Source organism: Methylobacterium phyllostachyos, from assembly GCF_900103445.1.
Taxonomy (GTDB): Bacteria; Pseudomonadota; Alphaproteobacteria; order Rhizobiales; family Beijerinckiaceae; genus Methylobacterium; species Methylobacterium phyllostachyos.
This window is the reverse complement of the sequence record NZ_FNHS01000025.1, coordinates 1-14,258: the sequence shown is the minus strand read 5'-3', so window position 1 is coordinate 14,258 and position 14,258 is coordinate 1. Positions and strand designations below refer to the sequence as shown.

Sequence of the window (14,258 nt, the reverse complement as noted above, 5' to 3'; positions counted from 1 at the left end):
AACCCTCTCAATTAGCTGGTTGGTGAGGCCTTACCGCGGGGCCAATTCCCTGAGAGCCGGGGGCGTTGCCAACCACTTTTGCCCAACAGCCATCCGGGATGGGTAACGAGAGTCGAGATCATTCGAAGCATTCACCCTGACACGCCGGGTACGACGGGAGAGATGTTCGATCAGGGCGAGTGACGGGCAGGAGATCGGATCAGGGGCATCGCGCGGCCCGACGGCCGCACCGACAGGGACAGCAGGCAGACGAGTACCGGGCACAGGAAAACCCCGGGAAGGACGTGAGGACGGCGACGACGAGCCCGAACGGCTCGGCCGGCAGCCCCAAACAGAACCAGCCTCACAGCTCCACAGCCTCGTAACGAACCCTCCTCGAACCCCTGAAGCACCGAGACCTCCGATGAGACACCACGTGTTCCAGCCCTACGCACCGCTGTGGCGCGAAGGGCGTTCCAGCCCGGCAGCCGCGCCGCCGGGGCGACCACCTCCACGGCCGGAGGCGGCCGGAGGTGAGGAGCGGGTGGACGACCTGCAAGGGCTGTTCGCATCCCTGCGGGCGGCTACGCGCCTGGAGCGCGTGATCCGCGCCTGCGTGGTCGGCATGGAGCCGGGTGAGCGCGGCGACGCCTTCCTGACCCTCGGGGACCCGCACGCCACGGCGGGCGATCCGCTCCGGCTGAAGGTACGCCTCCGGACCGGGACCGCGACGTCGGCCGACGCCCTTCTCAACCGGGACGTGGTGCTCCGGATCCGGACTGGCCTGCGCTACGGCTTCGGCCGCGGCCCACGGATCCAGGCCGACGTGATCGAGGTCCTGGACGTCGCAGCCGAGCCAATCACCGCGATCCTCCAGCGCGAGGACACGCTCCGGCAGATGCGGCTCGAAGGCCTACGGCACGGGCCCACGACCTGGCGAGAACCGCAGGACCTGCGCCGCGTGATGCTGATCGCTTCGGACCGCGGCGAGGCGTTCGGTGATGTCCAACGCGCGCTCTCGCCGTTCGTTAACACCGGCGCGTTGATCATCACGTTCGTGCCGGCGATCTTCGAGGGACCGTCCGCGGAACGCTCCCTGATCGAGGCTTTCGCCGGGGCCGAAGCGGCGAGCGCTGTATACGACGCTCATTCGATCACCCTTGTGGTGCGTGGAGGAGGGCCGCCAGCGGCTTTCGCACCCCTCGACGCAGTGGGGGTCGCCCGAGCAGCCACGCGCCTCACGAACCTCGTGACGGGCCTCGGGCACGCGGGGACGCCGGAAACCGCCCTGGACGCCATCGCGTGCCGCTCGGCCGCCACGCCCACCGCCGCCGCGGTTCTGGTGCGCGACCTCTTGGAGGCGTCCGCGACAAGAGCCGAGGCCGCGCTCGCGGAACTCGACGCCGCGATCGAGGAGCAGGTCGAGGTCCCGGCCCGATGTGCGCTCGCCCGGGCGGCCCGCGAGTTCGACGCCGCGGTGGATCTCTGCCTCCTCGAGGCCGAGAGCCGCCTCGCCGAGATCGGACGTGGCGTGGAAACCGGCCTGATGGGCACGGTCGCCGCGCTCTCGCCGGTCGGACGGGCGCCAGAGGCGCCCGCGGTGCCAAGCCCGGTACCCCTCCAAGCCGATCCGGCCACAGCCACTGAAGCCTGCCCGGTGATGTTCGAGGCTACCCCAGATGGGCCAGCCTTCGTCACCGCCGCCGCATCGCTGCGGCCGGGCACCCGCCTCACGATCCTGCTCCCGGACGGGGCTGCAACCGTCCAGGTCGAACACGTCACCCTCGCAACCCAGAACTGAAGGACACCACCATCATGACCTCCGACACACAGCCGATCCCGTTCCTCGACGCCCTGCGGCGGATCGAGGAGCTGACAAGGCGCATCCGCCAGGGTGGCCTCGCGCACTTCGATAGCCTCGAAGCTGACATGGCCGAGGTGCGGGAGATCCGGAGCGTCCTGGCGCAGCGCATTGCCGGGATACGACGGGCGCGCGGCTGACGCCGCCCACCTCAATTGTGGCCCGCTGCCGGGTGCTTGCGGTTGAAGCAGCGGCTTTCGCGGATCGACCCAGGCCCAGTAGCTTCCTCGATCCGGCCACTTCATCAACCTCAGTCGAGCTGACTGAGTTCAGCCCTAAGGCCAGCTCGGCCGCTGTATGCAAACCGGCGATGTGCATACAGCGGCCATTCGCGTGAGCACGCGGACAAACCCCAAGAGCAAGAACGGATTTGTTGGCCGTGGGCCAGCGCACCGCGGTCTCCAGTCCCGCCGCACCGCGCCAACCCTCACGCAACAGCCCGGCCGAGGCTTCACGGGCGAGCCCCGGGGAACTGGCCCGGATGCGCCTGTCATCGCGTGCTTACCCGCCGCGCGCCGTGTGGTGTCGTGAACGCCTCGGGCGCGCTGACGGGAAGAGCCGACGCTGTAGCAGCTGCAGACCGGCGTGTCGCCGTATCAGCCTGTCCGTAGGTTCCGAGCGCCCAGACGTTCGGCCTCGGCTCGCCACGCATCTCGCTCGTCCTGCACCACCTCGATACGAGCGTGCAGCTGCCCGGCGTCGATCGCGGTCTCCATCAGCATGTCTTGGGCGGTGGCGAGTTGCTGCCGCAGCTCGGCATTCTCGGTGGCCAGGGCGAGGAGCAGTGCCGCCACATCGTCACCCATGCCAGCTCCAGCCTCTCGCGTCCGGGACGCGGCAGGTAGGGTCAGCGTGGTTACCGCGTCGACAAGGATGTCAGCTTGGCGTCCGTCATGTACGCCCTCGTCCACAGCAAGATTGCAGACGAGCGCGCCGCGGCTTCTGCACCGCCGCGCGGTTCATCCGGCCGGCTGAACACCTCCACCCGCAGGCGACCGCCCACACCAGGCCGGAGCTGCCCAAGCCACACCCCTTGAGAAGCCAGCCAGCTTTCGTGTGCCCAATCGCGACACGGCGCGCCGGGCTCGCTCGCATTAGGGGCTGCCAGCACGACGCCGAGATCCACGTCGCTGTCCGGGTGCGACGTGCCGTCCGCTCGGCTGCCGAACAGCCACACCTCGGCGAGTTCAATCCTGCCACCAGCCCACGTGGAGATGTTGAGCAGCCACTCCAGCCGCATATCGAGGCCCAGGACCGGCAGTCCGGGATCCATGAACGCCAGCGCGATTCCGCCGAGGTGCTGCGGGTAGGCGCACATGAACGCGGCGAGCACCTGCTGCACGCACGCATCCAGCAGCGCCCGCTTATCGTCGATACGGACGGCGAGACCAGGGGTCCCGATACGACCCAAGCCAAAGCCTGGCCCCGCTATACCGAACGAGAATGGCGGCACCCGTACTTCGCAGCCTGGCAGCAGCGGCAGTCGGGCTGGATGCTTGGTCCCGTTGGCCATGTCCTGCACCAACGTGAAGGTCGATCCACATCGCTCCAGCGCTACGCTCTGCGCGGTTTTGGTCGCAGCATCGGTTTTCCGCTTGCGCGCGCTCGTCGATAGTTCCGCGAATCCTGGCTCGCGCGCAGCCTCGGCCAATCCGAGGGAATCGGCGACGTGGCAGACCACGAGGCACGCGAGGTAAGCGCGCCGACGATCGTCACGGGCGCACAAGAACTCGTGCAGCGTCGGCAGCACGAGCTGCTCGACGTACTCCCGGGGCGTCATCGGCGCGTTCGGTTTGTCGTCCGGCGGCATGCCCTCACCTCATAGCTCGGTCCGCACCACGACCCGCACGGATTCCGGCGCGAGCGCTTTGGCTGAAGTCGCCCGCTGCCCCTCGGCAGCCTTTCTTCGGTGCCGTTTTCCCCGATTCTGACAGAACTAGAACTTTAGTAGGCGTGCTGGTTACGCTTTTGACCCCTCCCTCCTGAGACAGGGAGGGTGCAGCCTGCGCTCTCCGGTTAGGAACCGGGTCGCCGCGCCGCGCCAGCCGGATCCAGGCCAGCCATTCGGCTGAGATGATCCGGAGCACGTTCGTGTCGTTGCGAAAGCCGGTGATCTGGCGCTCCTCGACGGTCAGGAGCCCGAGCTGGCGCGCCTCGCGGATCGCGTTCTTCACGGTCGAGCGGCACACACCCGCCACCGCGGCCATATTCTCGATCGACAGCCGGCAGTCCTTCCTGCCGGCCGTCTCGGCCGCCACCAGGGCAAGCACCGCCTGCTCGGCCAGCGTGAACCGGGCGGCCAGTCCCGGCGGGAGTCGCCCCGATGCAGCCCAGCGGCGTCGGCGTTCCATCGAGGCATCGGTGCGCGGACGCGAGCCGACAGTCGGCCTGCTGGCGCGGCTCCGGGTGTCCTGAGGGGTAGGCCGCTCGGTATGGGCCTCGGCACCAGAAGCCGGTGTCGGTGCGCATGCACCGTGCGGCATCCGACGCAGGGCAGGCGCATCCGTGCGCGCCTCGATCAGCCCTGACAGCACCTCGGCTTCGGCTTCCGAGACCCGCCCTTCCCCAAAGGCGCGCCACAGCAGCGCCGTCACGGATGGCAGGGTGATTCGGTCGGCCGCCTCGATCGCGCGGCGGATTTCATCTGCGAACACGTGTCTCGGCCCTTTCCAAAGGGCCACAGGGGGACAATCGGCGGCGCAGGCTGTGCGCTCCGTTCAAGACAAGCCGATATCGTTGCGGGAATTGGCGTTCCCGCTTGACGCCCGGGGGCGTCTCATGGCTTGTGAGGGGTGGATAGGGGCCTCACAGGCCTTCTCGATTTCGACGGGCTCCTCGTTTGGCGACGGGGGGCCCGTTGGCTTTTCAGGGTCCTACTGCGGCGGTCGGTGCTCCTGGTGGTATCCCGGCCAGCGACTCGCGCGAGGCGATGAGTAGCCGGACATGGCATGTCGGCCGGAGCGCACGGCTAAGTCAACGGCGGGAGATGATCAGCGCGACATGCTAGCCGGACCTTCGACCCTCGCGGACCTGCGTAAGGCGGGCATCGTCACCAGCCAGGAGATCGTCGCTGCGATCGATCTCTATCTGCGGGATCCGGAGGCCGGTCCCTATCGCTTCGCCAGCGGATACAGCATCGACATCCCGGCGCTCGTGAACGCTACGCCCGCGTTCGGGGCAGTCGATCGCTCAGGGCCGCAGGAGAAGGCGTTCCGGACCGTGCTGGCTGCCGCCGCCATGTCGGCCTATCCAACCGCGCCGTAGCCTGCCGGCCTTAACCGTCCGAAACCTTTTCCGGCCCGGTCAGGTAGAATGCGCCGCGGTCGTGCTCGTCGATCCCCGCGAGCTTCCCATGCACGAGCCGCGCGAGCATCCGGTAGCTGTCGGCGACAATATCGCTCGCCCGCACGAAGCCAGGACCTGGATCGGTCTCGATAACCACGACATTCATGCCGAGCCGATCGCCGCACTGCATGAGGCCGAACCCGTTAAGGCGCGTCTGGAAGGCCGCGGCGCGCCGTACCAGACGCGCCTTCTTGTGCTTGAGCGCGCCGTGCTTGAGCGAGGCTGCCGCGTCGCGCAGAACCCGGTAGCTGTCCGAGACGCCTGCCAGCATGTCCCGGAACACGTCGTCGGTGGCGAGGCCCGCCATGCGATGGTCGCCCGCGTCGGCCCCGGCGGCGTGGAGGATACCAGCCAACGTGTCGAGGCTCAGGATCGCGTTGACGATCGCCCGCATATCGTCGGGGTCGGTCAGCGCCGCGACCATGTTCGGATGCGCGACCTCGTCGAGGAATGCTGCAGGCGTCACAAGGTACGATCCTCGACGGTCTGACCGATCGGCGGACGCATCATCGCCCTCAGTTCCCCGACCTCCGGCAACTCCGGCGTTCTGAGCAACGCGCCCATTGCCTCATGGGCATCAAGCCAACGCCTCGCCGTCAGCAGCAGGGCAGGGCCGGCGTCGTCGAGGCCGTAGCGCTCGACGCGAGCGTGCGCCACCTCCAGGCGCCGGTTGAGCCATCGTACCCGTACCAGCAGGATCAGAAACCGAGCGGTGTCTGGCCAGGACAGGTGCTCGACGGCAGCAGCATGCTGCGATCGGATCGGAAGAGCGGTCGGCATCAGAGCGCCTGAATATGGGGGGTCGCAGCGGCTCGCCTGCAGCTCACGAGGGCAACCTCTTTGCGCCTGCGGTCTGAGCAGCAGGTATCGCGGATATCGTGCGCTGGCTCGGGAGCGCCGGGACCCGCGGGGGGCGCGGTCGCATCAGGACGGCACTCCCGTCGGAGGCATGTCGGACCATGCCGAGCTGCTTGATGGTCGTCGCTGCCGCACGATCAAGAGGGTTTTCCCTCGAATTGAGCGCCATCTCGGCCCAAGCGAGAATGCCCTCAGTGCTGAGATCTCCGGCCCAGGACATCATTGCCCGGTAATCCGCGATATCATCCGCGTACTCGGGTTCGATCTCCTTACGAGAAAGGGCCTTCGCGAGCGCCTCCTCGCTCTGCTGTATGTGCTTGTTGATGCCGGGTCGGCCCTTGAGCAGCCGGATCGCCGCCGCGGGCCTCATCTCCTGCTGAGCGCCGGCGGCCACCAGCGCGCCGATGGCTGCAAACAGGATGCAGTCTCGTCCCATCTCACGTGACGTCGGCTGACGGGGCTGGAGGCGCTGGCCGGCACCGCGGAAGAACTTGTGTACCGGGTGCCGCCGCGGACGGGCGACGTCGCGCAGCATGATGAAGGCTTCCATGGCGACCCGCATGCGTTCCTGTTCGGCCCCCACGGTCTCGGGATAGTTCCGAACCTGCCGCATATACTCAAGCGTCAGCGTTCGCAGGAAAGTGAACACGGCGGCCAAGCGCTCTGCCTCTGAAGCCGAATGCCCCTGCACCGCCTCATGCGCCGCCATCTCATTCAGGGCCGAGAAGACCTCGTTGGCGAACTCGCGTGCATCGCGGTCGCTGACCTTACCGGCCTCCTCGCGCTCCTTCCGGACCTGGGTTTCGATCTTCTTCTCCGTGCGCATCGCTGAGCTTCCCGTTCGGGCGGGCCTGAGGCCTCGCTGCGTTGCCAGAATGTTCCGAGTGCGAGATCGCCCGGTCGCCTGGGCCGATCTCGTCTACCGCCGCCTGACGCCCTCGCCCCGGCCGTTGCCCTCGTCTGCCAGCAGGATCACGCCGGCTTGCTCAAGCGCCCGGACCATGCCGGCGAGGTTGTTGTGGCCCGGCATGCGCCGGCCCTTCTCAAAATCGCGGATCGTGGACAGCCCCAGGTGCGAAGCCGCCGCGAACTGGGTCTGTGACCAGTCAAGCAGAGCGCGAGCGGCACGAGCCTGCGCAGCAGTGAGCATTGGAGCAGGCTCGATCTGCCAACAATCGCCGTCAACCCGCAACACTAGTTATTCACCGCAAATGCAAAGCGTTTGGCCGCGCCGCCCGCAAACACGAGCAGGATCAGACGCATGCGTCCGGTTCCTGACTGCCGATCTCCAGATCGCGGTCGGAGCCGCGCAACCAGACGACTTGGCTGCCGTGGTGGTTCTCGGGAGCGCCGAGGCTTGGCTCGGCATCACCCCCGTCCTCGCGGTCGGGATCGCCGTCCCCATCGTCCAGAATGGCGACGATCCGGTCGACGATATCGAGGGCGAGTTCCGCCAGCCGCTCGAACTCCTCGCGCGGGATCGGCTGGGCAGTGGGTATCTCACGAGGGCCCGGGAAGGGGACGATCTTGCTCATGATGGGTCTCGGAACTGGGTTGGACCAATAGTCTCCCGGCAGGATCCGGCCGGGGCGGTACGCACGGCTACGAAGGGGTGATGAGGGAGCGCGATCAGCGCCCCTCGCGCTCGGCGGCGGCGTGGTCGAGCAGCTCGCGGGCGAACGCCTCGATGGCATCGGGGTCGCCATTGTCGATGATCGGCACGGCCCGCATCGACAGGCGCGTCTCGCGGCCGCTTCTGTCGCCCGCTACCCGGCCCGCGACCTCTCGGTCGACTGCGCTCTCGACATCGGTCAGGGCGTCCCCGAGCCAGTGCATCAGCTTGCCGACCTCGTTGTAGTCGGAGGCCCCAAGGGGATGTTCGCGTCGATGGCAGCAGGGTCCCCAGGCATAAGCGTAGGCCACCGCGCCGACGTGCTCCGCTAAGTCCTGAATGGTCTGCAGCTCGTCCATCGTGGCGGACTCGAGGTCCAGTATGCCGACGAGGTCCGGTGTGGCGCGCTGATCAGACCCCGCTGCCACGCCCCCGCTCATCGCGGGCGCAGCGGCGGCGGCCAGAGCGTCCATCCGCATGTCGCGGCGCAGGTCGGCCGCGACTTTCGGCCAGACGGCCGGGTCGTGAAACCCGACGTAGGCCTCACGGCGTCGCTCGAACTCGGCTTCAGCCAGGGCCAGAAGCCGGGCAGCCTCCTGCGGTATGGCGTATTCAAGCGCCATCAGAGCCGCTGGCTGATGCTGCGGCACCGGAAGAAACCCAGGGTGGTAGGCTGCGGTCGCCGCCCAGTCCCGATCCATGCCAGGGTAGCGGGCCGCGTGCAGGCCGAGGCAGGCTTGGATCAGACCCGCGAAGGCATGCTCTTTGTCCGAGAAGCTATGCTCCGGCGGCTCGCCGTTGCCGGTTAGGTAGGTCTGCATGTGGCGGGCGAGGGCTAGAAGGCCGGCGACCGTGGTTGGGCGGGTACCCTCGACCGCGTCGAGCGCGGCGATGCGCCGGTCGTGCGCGGCTTCGTAACCCTCCTTGTCCCTACCATCGTCGAGGCCGAGGCAGGCGGCCCGGGCCGCGAGATGCCGCTCGATGGCAGGGAAGATCGGATCCGGCAGAGGGGGCGCGATCGGATCACCGCGCCAATCCACACCGGCCAGCGTGCAGCACGCCTCAATCAGGCGGCGCGCGGACTTCTCAGTCAGCGTCTCCTCGTCGCCGTCCGCGGCAGCGGCCTCGAAGTCGCCGCGCGGCCAGACATGGGCCAGAGCTGCCCTGGCCTTCACGGCGAGCCCCGCGGGCGTGCTGGCCGGCAGCCGCCAGATCGCCTCGCAGATCGGGTCCAGATCGCCGAACGCGCGCTCCTCGTTCGTGTGCGCCTCCTCCACACCGGGCAGGTTCCAGGCGGCCTCAAGCTGGCCAGGGGTCGGCCCGCCCCGGGCCCGCGCTGCCTCCAGGGCCTGCTTTAGGCGCGCCTCTGGCTCCCGATACTGCCAGACCGCGACGCGCCACCGGGCATGAGCCCGATCCAGCTGTTCGCCGAGCCGCAGCAGTTCGGCGTCCTCGTGGTTGTCGGCCGGACGGGACCGCTCGCGACACAGCCGGTCCATGTCGGCCCGGATCGCTTCGAGGTGCTGGATGTGGGTCCGGTCCAGCATGTCGGGTGCGATGATGGGCAGGAGGTACGTCAGCTTCGCGCGCAGGTCGGCGAGCGACCGCACCGGCGCATGGGCCACCGCGCGCTCGGCCGCGTTCTGCATCGCGGCTTCACGGTCGAACTCCTCATCATTCTCGGAGGGGTCGGCCGTCGTCACCATGATGTCCCGGTGATCTTCGATCGCCGCGAACACGTCCTCCGAGATCTCGCTGGTGAGGCCGACGTCGGCGAGCGCCACGCGGGATGGTTCGAGGCCGCGGAGCGCTGCCGCGATCGTGCCGAGCGCCCGCTCGCCGTTTCCAGGATGGGCGTCGATGCGGGTGCGTTCGACGATCTCGACGAGGTACGATGCCAGTGCCGTCGCACCTGCTAAGGAGGTTGGCCGCGCGGAGAACAGGGCATCGAACGCGACAGCCTCTCGCTTGCCCGGCTCGTTCGAGGCGGCCATGGCTTCAGCGTAGCCCGGGTCACTCGGCACCATCTCGTTCCAGACAGCCGACAGCCGATCCCATTCGGCGAAGGCGGCTCGGTGTTCCGCGATCAGGCCGTGCACAGGATCATCGCCAGGGGCCACTGCACCAAAGGTCGTGTCCTGCAGCAGCGGTCGTCCGAGGATGGTACCCGCCAGCAGTTCATCAGCGAACGGCGCAGCGTTCTCGAAGGTCTCGTGTCGGCCCATGTCGTGCTCCCGGTGAGGCGCACGCCCGCAGGCCGCATCAGCGCGGCCGGGATCGGCGGATTGGCCTCGTCCGGCATCGTGCGAGGCCGTGCCGCCGGCCGGAAAGGCAGGCTCACGGCGATCCGCAGCAGAACCTTCCGGTAGGGATGCGCGGTGAGGTTGATCGGTAACCTGACCGGCCGCCGGCTTGATGAAGCGATCGGCGGCGTCGCGGGATTGAGCGGCACGCTGCTTGAGGCTCTGCTTCTGCGGACGATGGTTCGGGACGGACGAAGACTTGCGAGAAGACACGGGCGGCCTCCGGGGATCAGGGGATCGCAGGATCAGGGGACAGAGGCGCGACGGGGTGGCCCGCCGCGTCGGCGGGTCAGAGCAGGGTCGCGAGGCCCGTGAGGACGGCACCGCCGCCGATGATGGCGATGGTCGCGAAGATCTCGCCGGCGAGGCCGGAGGCGCGGAGCACCCGGCGCAGGATGGGATCACCCTGCGGTGCGGTCAGGGCAGGCGGCAGACCGGGTACGACAGGCGGGGCGAAGCGACCGAGCGGCGACGCGACCGGCAGCAGGTCGGGTGGCAGATCCGACCCGGCAAACCGGGACAGGTCGGCCTCGCGGACCAGGACGAGGCGGCCCAGCACATCGTCGGCGTCCGCGGTGATCGCCTCCTCGCGGATGAGCCAGCGCAGGTGTCGGATTAGCGCTAGCGCGCCGAAGTGCGAGCTGCACGGGGTGGCGAGCAGATCCTCGAGCGCGACGCTCATGGCGTCCTCCGTGGCCTCTGAGGGTCGGCCGGCGTCGGCGATCTGGAACACGGCCCAGGCCTCGGCGTGCGCGTCGATCGCCTCCAGGACCGGATCGCTCGATAGGATGCGTGTCGAGACCGCCAGGGTGGCAGGCAGGATGCTGAAATCGGGGATGCGGGCGTGCGTCATCGTTCGGGCTCCGGTGAGGGCTCGTGGCGGCGGGTCGGCGGTGGCGAAGGGGTGCGCCGTGGCGGCGCGTGTCAGATCAGTGTGAGAGGGCGAGGCGGGCGGCGCGGGCAGCCTGCCAGGCGGCGGTCAGGCCGACCGACATGCTGGCGGCCCAGGCGGCGCCGGTGCGCTCCTGGTGAGCCTTTGCTGCCTCGATGGCGGCGGCCATGATGGCAGCCCGGTCGAACGCACCGGTCGGAGCGACGAAACGGGTGCGACGGTGACGAGCCAGTGCCTGGATCAGCGACCGAGCCGAGACGAGGCCCGGGACGACGGAGGCGCGGTCGCTCCGCATATCGCGAAGGGCAGCGTTCCAGGAGATGCGGCGCTGAATTGTCATGGCTGAACCATCAACCTATGGAATAACCATAGGATGAGGCTAGCTAGCGGGTCTGTCAATAGCCCTATGGCTCAGCCATTGAAATTCTTGCGGCGCTTGGGTACCCTGCGGGTTGGAGATCCCAACCTGATGCCTGAACAACCGATCCGCCTAACGCCCAGGTTGTGTCGAGCTGCACGAGCCATGCTTGGGTGGCGTCAAACGGACCTGTTCGAGGCATCGCGGGTCCCCGCTCCAACGATCGAGGCCTTCGAAGCTAAGCCCGAGACGGCCCGGATGATGGGCGCAAACATGCGCGCTCTGATCACGGCCTTCGAAGCCGCGGGCCTTGAGTTCATCCCTGAGAACGGCGGCGGGGCTGGGATCCGGTTCCGAGTGCGTAGCGGCTCAGAAGGATGAGCGGCGATGTCGCTTTGCCGGACCCGTCCCGAGAGCCGATGCGCGCCGGGCCGCAGTTGCTACAGAAGGTCGGGGTGCTGAGCGCTAAGGCGGCGTTGAGCAGCATCCCGTGGGCCGCCCTCGTGTTCGATCTCGGTCAGCTCGGCATCGACTTCGCCAATGCGCGCCTGACCGATCGCCTGCTGGACGGCATCGGCGAGCGTATCGACCGCCTGGAGGCCGGAACACGCGAGCGGCTCGCGGCCGACGAAATCTACCAACTCTCGGCGCACGCCGCGATCCGACGCATGCTGACGGAGACAAACCCGCGCATGGCCGACGCCCTGGCTCGTGCCGTCGTAGAACTCGGGTCATCCGATTTGCCATCAGCTGAGCGGCTCGAGATCGCCCGGGCCCTCGACGTCCTTACCGAGCCGAGCCTGCATCTGCTCCAGACCGTGTACCGGCTGGAAAAGGACCTCCTGACCGCGGCAGAGATCGAGGCATCAGGCGATCAACTCGCCCACCCTCTCAGGCTCACAACACTGGTTTATGCGTCAATGCAGCTCTCATCCTGGCTTGCGCCAGCGAACGATCTACACCGGGCGGGTATGGCGGCTACTGTCCCAGGAAGCACTTGGTTTGCCGAGGCTCTGGAGAGTGAATGGGCGGATGCCGGCCATACCGTCCCGCTGTTCAAAGTCTACACAATCGGCGAGCGGGTGGTCCGAATGTGCTTCGACGACCCCGCCATCCCAGCCTTCGGTGCCTTCGCGCCTGAGACGCCATCGGAGAACCATGGCTCGGCCGGTGACGCCTAAAATCTTCCTCACCGAGGTCGCTCAGCCCAACATGGCCGCGGCGCTGACACTACGAAAACGGCAGCAGGGTTAAGCGACGACTCACCAGTTCGCTCGAATTTGCCGGAGCGGTGTTCCGTAGCACTGGTGACGATAGGCCGCTCGTGTGAACCTGGGGTTGCTGCACCACATAAGAATTTGTGGCATAAGGTTTTTTGCTCGCGAACGATGACATGAGCACCGCACGCCATATCGTTGCGCTCCTGCGCAGCAATCTGGACGGAGATCAGGAGCACTTCCTCTCCGTGGCGACGCAACTGGCAGCCCATGAGGCTCGTCAGGGGCACGGCAAACTCGCGCTTGAGTTGCGAGAAATCATTGATGCCACGCGCAGCAAAGGGCTGAAGGTCGCCCGGCGCGGGGCCGGGCCTGTGCCCATGGCTCAGCCAAAGGGTGAACTCGCGGACCTGCTGCATGCCCGCTACTCAGACATCCTGCTTTCCAGCATGGTGCTGACCCCAGATCTCCGGGCCCGTCTGAAGCGGGTCGTCCAAGAGCAACGGCAGCAGGAGAAGCTGAGAAGCCGAGGCCTCGCGCCGCGACGCAAGCTCCTCCTGGTAGGACCTCCGGGCTCAGGTAAGACTATGACCGCGGCGGCTCTGGCCGGCGAACTCAAGCTGCCCCTCTTCACGGTTCGGTACGACGGGCTCATCGGCAAGCTGATGGGCGAAACAGCATCTCGCCTGCGCCTTGTGTTCGATGCGATCGCCAGCCAGCGCGGCGTCTACTTCTTCGACGAATTCGACGCGATTGGCACCCAACGCGCTGGTCCGAACGATGTGGGCGAGATCCGTCGAGTACTAAACTCCTTCCTACAGTTCATCGAGAACGACGACGGCCAGAGCCTTATTATTGCTGCGACGAACCATCCAGAGCTTCTTGACAAAGCTCTGTCGCGACGGTTCGATGATGTGATTATTTACGACGCACCAAGCAGCGACATCGCATACGGTATACTTAGGAACCGGCTTGCAACTTTCGATACGTCTAAAGTCGATTGGGATCGCGTCCTGGGAGAAGCACACGGGCTCGGACAGGCCGAGCTCACGCGTGTTGCAGATGAGACCGCGAAGGTGGCTGTCCTAGACAACCTAGAGGGTGTAACGACGGCTGCCTTCCTCGCAGCGATTGCAGAGAGGAAGGCGTCCTCCCTCTGACCCTGCAACTCCATGCCCGATCAGAATAGAGACCGTCCCCACATCTATTTGGAGGGCGGAGGGCGGCAACGGGATTTCACCTCGCCGAGGCAACCGCATACGGGCAAGCCGCCTGCCCGTGCCAGGGCCGCCCATGCCGCGAGGCTGGGATGCGCGATCGGGGAAGCGATAGCCGCAGCTCGACAGCAGCGTGCAGATCAGGAAGGCGTTCGTCGTTACGGAGAGCCGGGCTTCTACCTCCAGTTCGACATACCCGTTGATCACCGGGATGCCTTGGATGGACTTGAGAACCGCCCCAAGGGCATCGAGATTGTCGCTGTCGCACCCATCACGCAGGATACTGAGGTGGTGCAGACGACAGTGTTCGTTCCAGAGCGAGCCGCTGATCACTTCGTTCAGAAGGTTACGCAATACCGGAACGAAGACACCAAAGGCGGTCGACCAAAAAACGAAAAGCTCGTTGCTTCGCTTCAAGACGTCCGGCTCGCTGGTGTCCGTGCCTTATTCACGGACGCCCTGGGCACCTTTCCCGCGGATGACGAGGAAATCTGGTGGGAGGTATGGATCCGAGGGGACCGCAAGCCGAATTTCGAACGAGCAGCAAGACGACTGGAGATTGCCCTGAAGGATCACGCGCTGGGCTTCCCAGAACGCATGGTGATCCTGGCACTCG

The 14,258-nt window shown here is 67.0% G+C and carries 16 protein-coding genes and 1 pseudogene; 6 read left to right on the top strand and 11 right to left on the bottom strand.

The features are described 5' to 3' along the window. Window positions 1-403 precede the first annotated feature (403 nt). Both BLQ49_RS26880 and BLQ49_RS26875 read left to right on the top strand, forming a co-directional pair. Window positions 404-1,780: an exodeoxyribonuclease VII large subunit gene (locus BLQ49_RS26880; RefSeq protein ID WP_091722191.1), complete on the top strand. Its 1,377-nt coding sequence runs from the start codon at window positions 404-406 to the stop codon at window positions 1,778-1,780. 14 nt (window positions 1,781-1,794) lie between these two features. Then, window positions 1,795-1,980 (top strand): hypothetical protein, encoded by a 186-nt coding sequence (locus BLQ49_RS26875; RefSeq protein ID WP_091722188.1) that lies wholly within the window; start codon window positions 1,795-1,797, stop codon window positions 1,978-1,980. Window positions 1,981-2,436: 456 nt separating this feature from the next. Here the strand turns inward: BLQ49_RS26875 and BLQ49_RS26870 are convergent, their stop codons facing one another. Genes BLQ49_RS26870 through BLQ49_RS26860 form a run of 3 tightly spaced genes read right to left on the bottom strand, consistent with a single transcriptional unit; the run spans window position 2,437 to window position 4,494 of the window. Next, entirely contained in the window at window positions 2,437-2,646 is a 210-nt protein-coding gene (locus BLQ49_RS26870) for a hypothetical protein (RefSeq protein WP_091722185.1), read from the bottom strand. A gap of 50 nt (window positions 2,647-2,696) precedes the next feature. After that, on the bottom strand, window positions 2,697-3,650 hold the full coding sequence (locus tag BLQ49_RS26865) for a nucleotidyltransferase domain-containing protein (protein ID WP_091722183.1): 954 nt from the start codon (window positions 3,648-3,650) through the stop codon (window positions 2,697-2,699). A 4-nt stretch (window positions 3,651-3,654) separates the two neighbouring features. Continuing rightward, window positions 3,655-4,494, bottom strand: a complete 840-nt coding sequence (locus BLQ49_RS26860; protein ID WP_091722180.1) for a helix-turn-helix domain-containing protein — start codon at window positions 4,492-4,494, stop codon at window positions 3,655-3,657. Window positions 4,495-4,840: 346 nt separating this feature from the next. On the opposite strand from BLQ49_RS26860, the gene BLQ49_RS26855 reads away from it, so the two are divergent. Then, window positions 4,841-5,104: a hypothetical protein gene (locus BLQ49_RS26855; protein WP_091722178.1), complete on the top strand. Its 264-nt coding sequence runs from the start codon at window positions 4,841-4,843 to the stop codon at window positions 5,102-5,104. 10 nt (window positions 5,105-5,114) lie between these two features. On the opposite strand, the gene BLQ49_RS26850 is transcribed toward BLQ49_RS26855, so the two are convergent. The 8 genes from BLQ49_RS26850 to BLQ49_RS26815 all read right to left on the bottom strand — a co-directional run bounded on the left by BLQ49_RS26850 (window position 5,115) and on the right by BLQ49_RS26815 (window position 11,190). After that, window positions 5,115-5,651 (bottom strand): hypothetical protein, encoded by a 537-nt coding sequence (locus tag BLQ49_RS26850; RefSeq protein WP_091722176.1) that lies wholly within the window; start codon window positions 5,649-5,651, stop codon window positions 5,115-5,117. Further along, window positions 5,648-5,965, bottom strand: coding sequence for a hypothetical protein (locus tag BLQ49_RS26845; protein ID WP_091722174.1), 318 nt, complete (start codon window positions 5,963-5,965; stop codon window positions 5,648-5,650). The genes BLQ49_RS26850 and BLQ49_RS26845 overlap by 4 nt, the downstream gene beginning before the upstream one ends. Before the next feature lie 43 nt (window positions 5,966-6,008). Then, window positions 6,009-6,869, bottom strand: a complete 861-nt coding sequence (locus BLQ49_RS26840) for a hypothetical protein (RefSeq protein ID WP_091722171.1) — start codon at window positions 6,867-6,869, stop codon at window positions 6,009-6,011. Between the two features lie 93 nt (window positions 6,870-6,962). Continuing rightward, complete coding sequence (locus tag BLQ49_RS26835) at window positions 6,963-7,193, bottom strand: helix-turn-helix domain-containing protein (RefSeq protein ID WP_091722168.1); 231 nt, start codon at window positions 7,191-7,193, stop codon at window positions 6,963-6,965. A 103-nt stretch (window positions 7,194-7,296) separates the two neighbouring features. Next, window positions 7,297-7,578, bottom strand: a complete 282-nt coding sequence (locus tag BLQ49_RS26830; RefSeq protein ID WP_091722166.1) for a hypothetical protein — start codon at window positions 7,576-7,578, stop codon at window positions 7,297-7,299. 94 nt (window positions 7,579-7,672) lie between these two features. Beyond that, window positions 7,673-9,880, bottom strand: a complete 2,208-nt coding sequence (locus tag BLQ49_RS26825) for a hypothetical protein (protein ID WP_091722163.1) — start codon at window positions 9,878-9,880, stop codon at window positions 7,673-7,675. A gap of 367 nt (window positions 9,881-10,247) precedes the next feature. Further along, window positions 10,248-10,811, bottom strand: a complete 564-nt coding sequence (locus BLQ49_RS26820) for a hypothetical protein (RefSeq protein ID WP_091722160.1) — start codon at window positions 10,809-10,811, stop codon at window positions 10,248-10,250. Between the two features lie 76 nt (window positions 10,812-10,887). Beyond that, window positions 10,888-11,190, bottom strand: a complete 303-nt coding sequence (locus BLQ49_RS26815) for a hypothetical protein (RefSeq protein ID WP_091722158.1) — start codon at window positions 11,188-11,190, stop codon at window positions 10,888-10,890. 395 nt (window positions 11,191-11,585) lie between these two features. Here BLQ49_RS26815 and BLQ49_RS26805 point away from each other — a divergent pair, with 395 nt between their 5' ends. From BLQ49_RS26805 to BLQ49_RS29300, 3 genes and pseudogenes are all read left to right on the top strand, one after another. Beyond that, window positions 11,586-12,389 (top strand): hypothetical protein, encoded by an 804-nt coding sequence (locus BLQ49_RS26805; protein ID WP_091722153.1) that lies wholly within the window; start codon window positions 11,586-11,588, stop codon window positions 12,387-12,389. 212 nt (window positions 12,390-12,601) lie between these two features. Then, the gene (locus tag BLQ49_RS26800) at window positions 12,602-13,585 is read left to right on the top strand and encodes an AAA family ATPase (RefSeq protein ID WP_091722151.1); all 984 of its coding nucleotides are present in this window, start codon (window positions 12,602-12,604) and stop codon (window positions 13,583-13,585) included. A 12-nt stretch (window positions 13,586-13,597) separates the two neighbouring features. Then, window positions 13,598-14,258, top strand: a pseudogene (locus BLQ49_RS29300) (S8 family peptidase); the annotation flags it as partial.

Excerpts from the sequence above, each read along its gene's own strand:
- BLQ49_RS26880 (WP_091722191.1), top strand. The coding sequence starts at position 404 with ATGAGACACCACGTGTTCCAGCCCTACGCACCGCTGTGGCGCGAAGGG.
- BLQ49_RS26875 (WP_091722188.1), top strand. The coding sequence starts at position 1,795 with ATGACCTCCGACACACAGCCGATCCCGTTCCTCGACGCCCTGCGGCGG.
- BLQ49_RS26870 (WP_091722185.1), bottom strand. The coding sequence starts at position 2,646 with ATGGGTGACGATGTGGCGGCACTGCTCCTCGCCCTGGCCACCGAGAAT.
- BLQ49_RS26865 (WP_091722183.1), bottom strand. The coding sequence starts at position 3,650 with ATGCCGCCGGACGACAAACCGAACGCGCCGATGACGCCCCGGGAGTAC.
- BLQ49_RS26855 (WP_091722178.1), top strand. The coding sequence starts at position 4,841 with ATGCTAGCCGGACCTTCGACCCTCGCGGACCTGCGTAAGGCGGGCATC.
- BLQ49_RS26845 (WP_091722174.1), bottom strand. The coding sequence starts at position 5,965 with ATGCCGACCGCTCTTCCGATCCGATCGCAGCATGCTGCTGCCGTCGAG.
- BLQ49_RS26840 (WP_091722171.1), bottom strand. The coding sequence starts at position 6,869 with ATGCGCACGGAGAAGAAGATCGAAACCCAGGTCCGGAAGGAGCGCGAG.
- BLQ49_RS26835 (WP_091722168.1), bottom strand. The coding sequence starts at position 7,193 with ATGCTCACTGCTGCGCAGGCTCGTGCCGCTCGCGCTCTGCTTGACTGG.
- BLQ49_RS26830 (WP_091722166.1), bottom strand. The coding sequence starts at position 7,578 with ATGAGCAAGATCGTCCCCTTCCCGGGCCCTCGTGAGATACCCACTGCC.
- BLQ49_RS26825 (WP_091722163.1), bottom strand. The coding sequence starts at position 9,880 with ATGGGCCGACACGAGACCTTCGAGAACGCTGCGCCGTTCGCTGATGAA.
- BLQ49_RS26820 (WP_091722160.1), bottom strand. The coding sequence starts at position 10,811 with ATGACGCACGCCCGCATCCCCGATTTCAGCATCCTGCCTGCCACCCTG.
- BLQ49_RS26815 (WP_091722158.1), bottom strand. The coding sequence starts at position 11,190 with ATGACAATTCAGCGCCGCATCTCCTGGAACGCTGCCCTTCGCGATATG.
- BLQ49_RS26805 (WP_091722153.1), top strand. The coding sequence starts at position 11,586 with ATGAGCGGCGATGTCGCTTTGCCGGACCCGTCCCGAGAGCCGATGCGC.
- BLQ49_RS26800 (WP_091722151.1), top strand. The coding sequence starts at position 12,602 with ATGAGCACCGCACGCCATATCGTTGCGCTCCTGCGCAGCAATCTGGAC.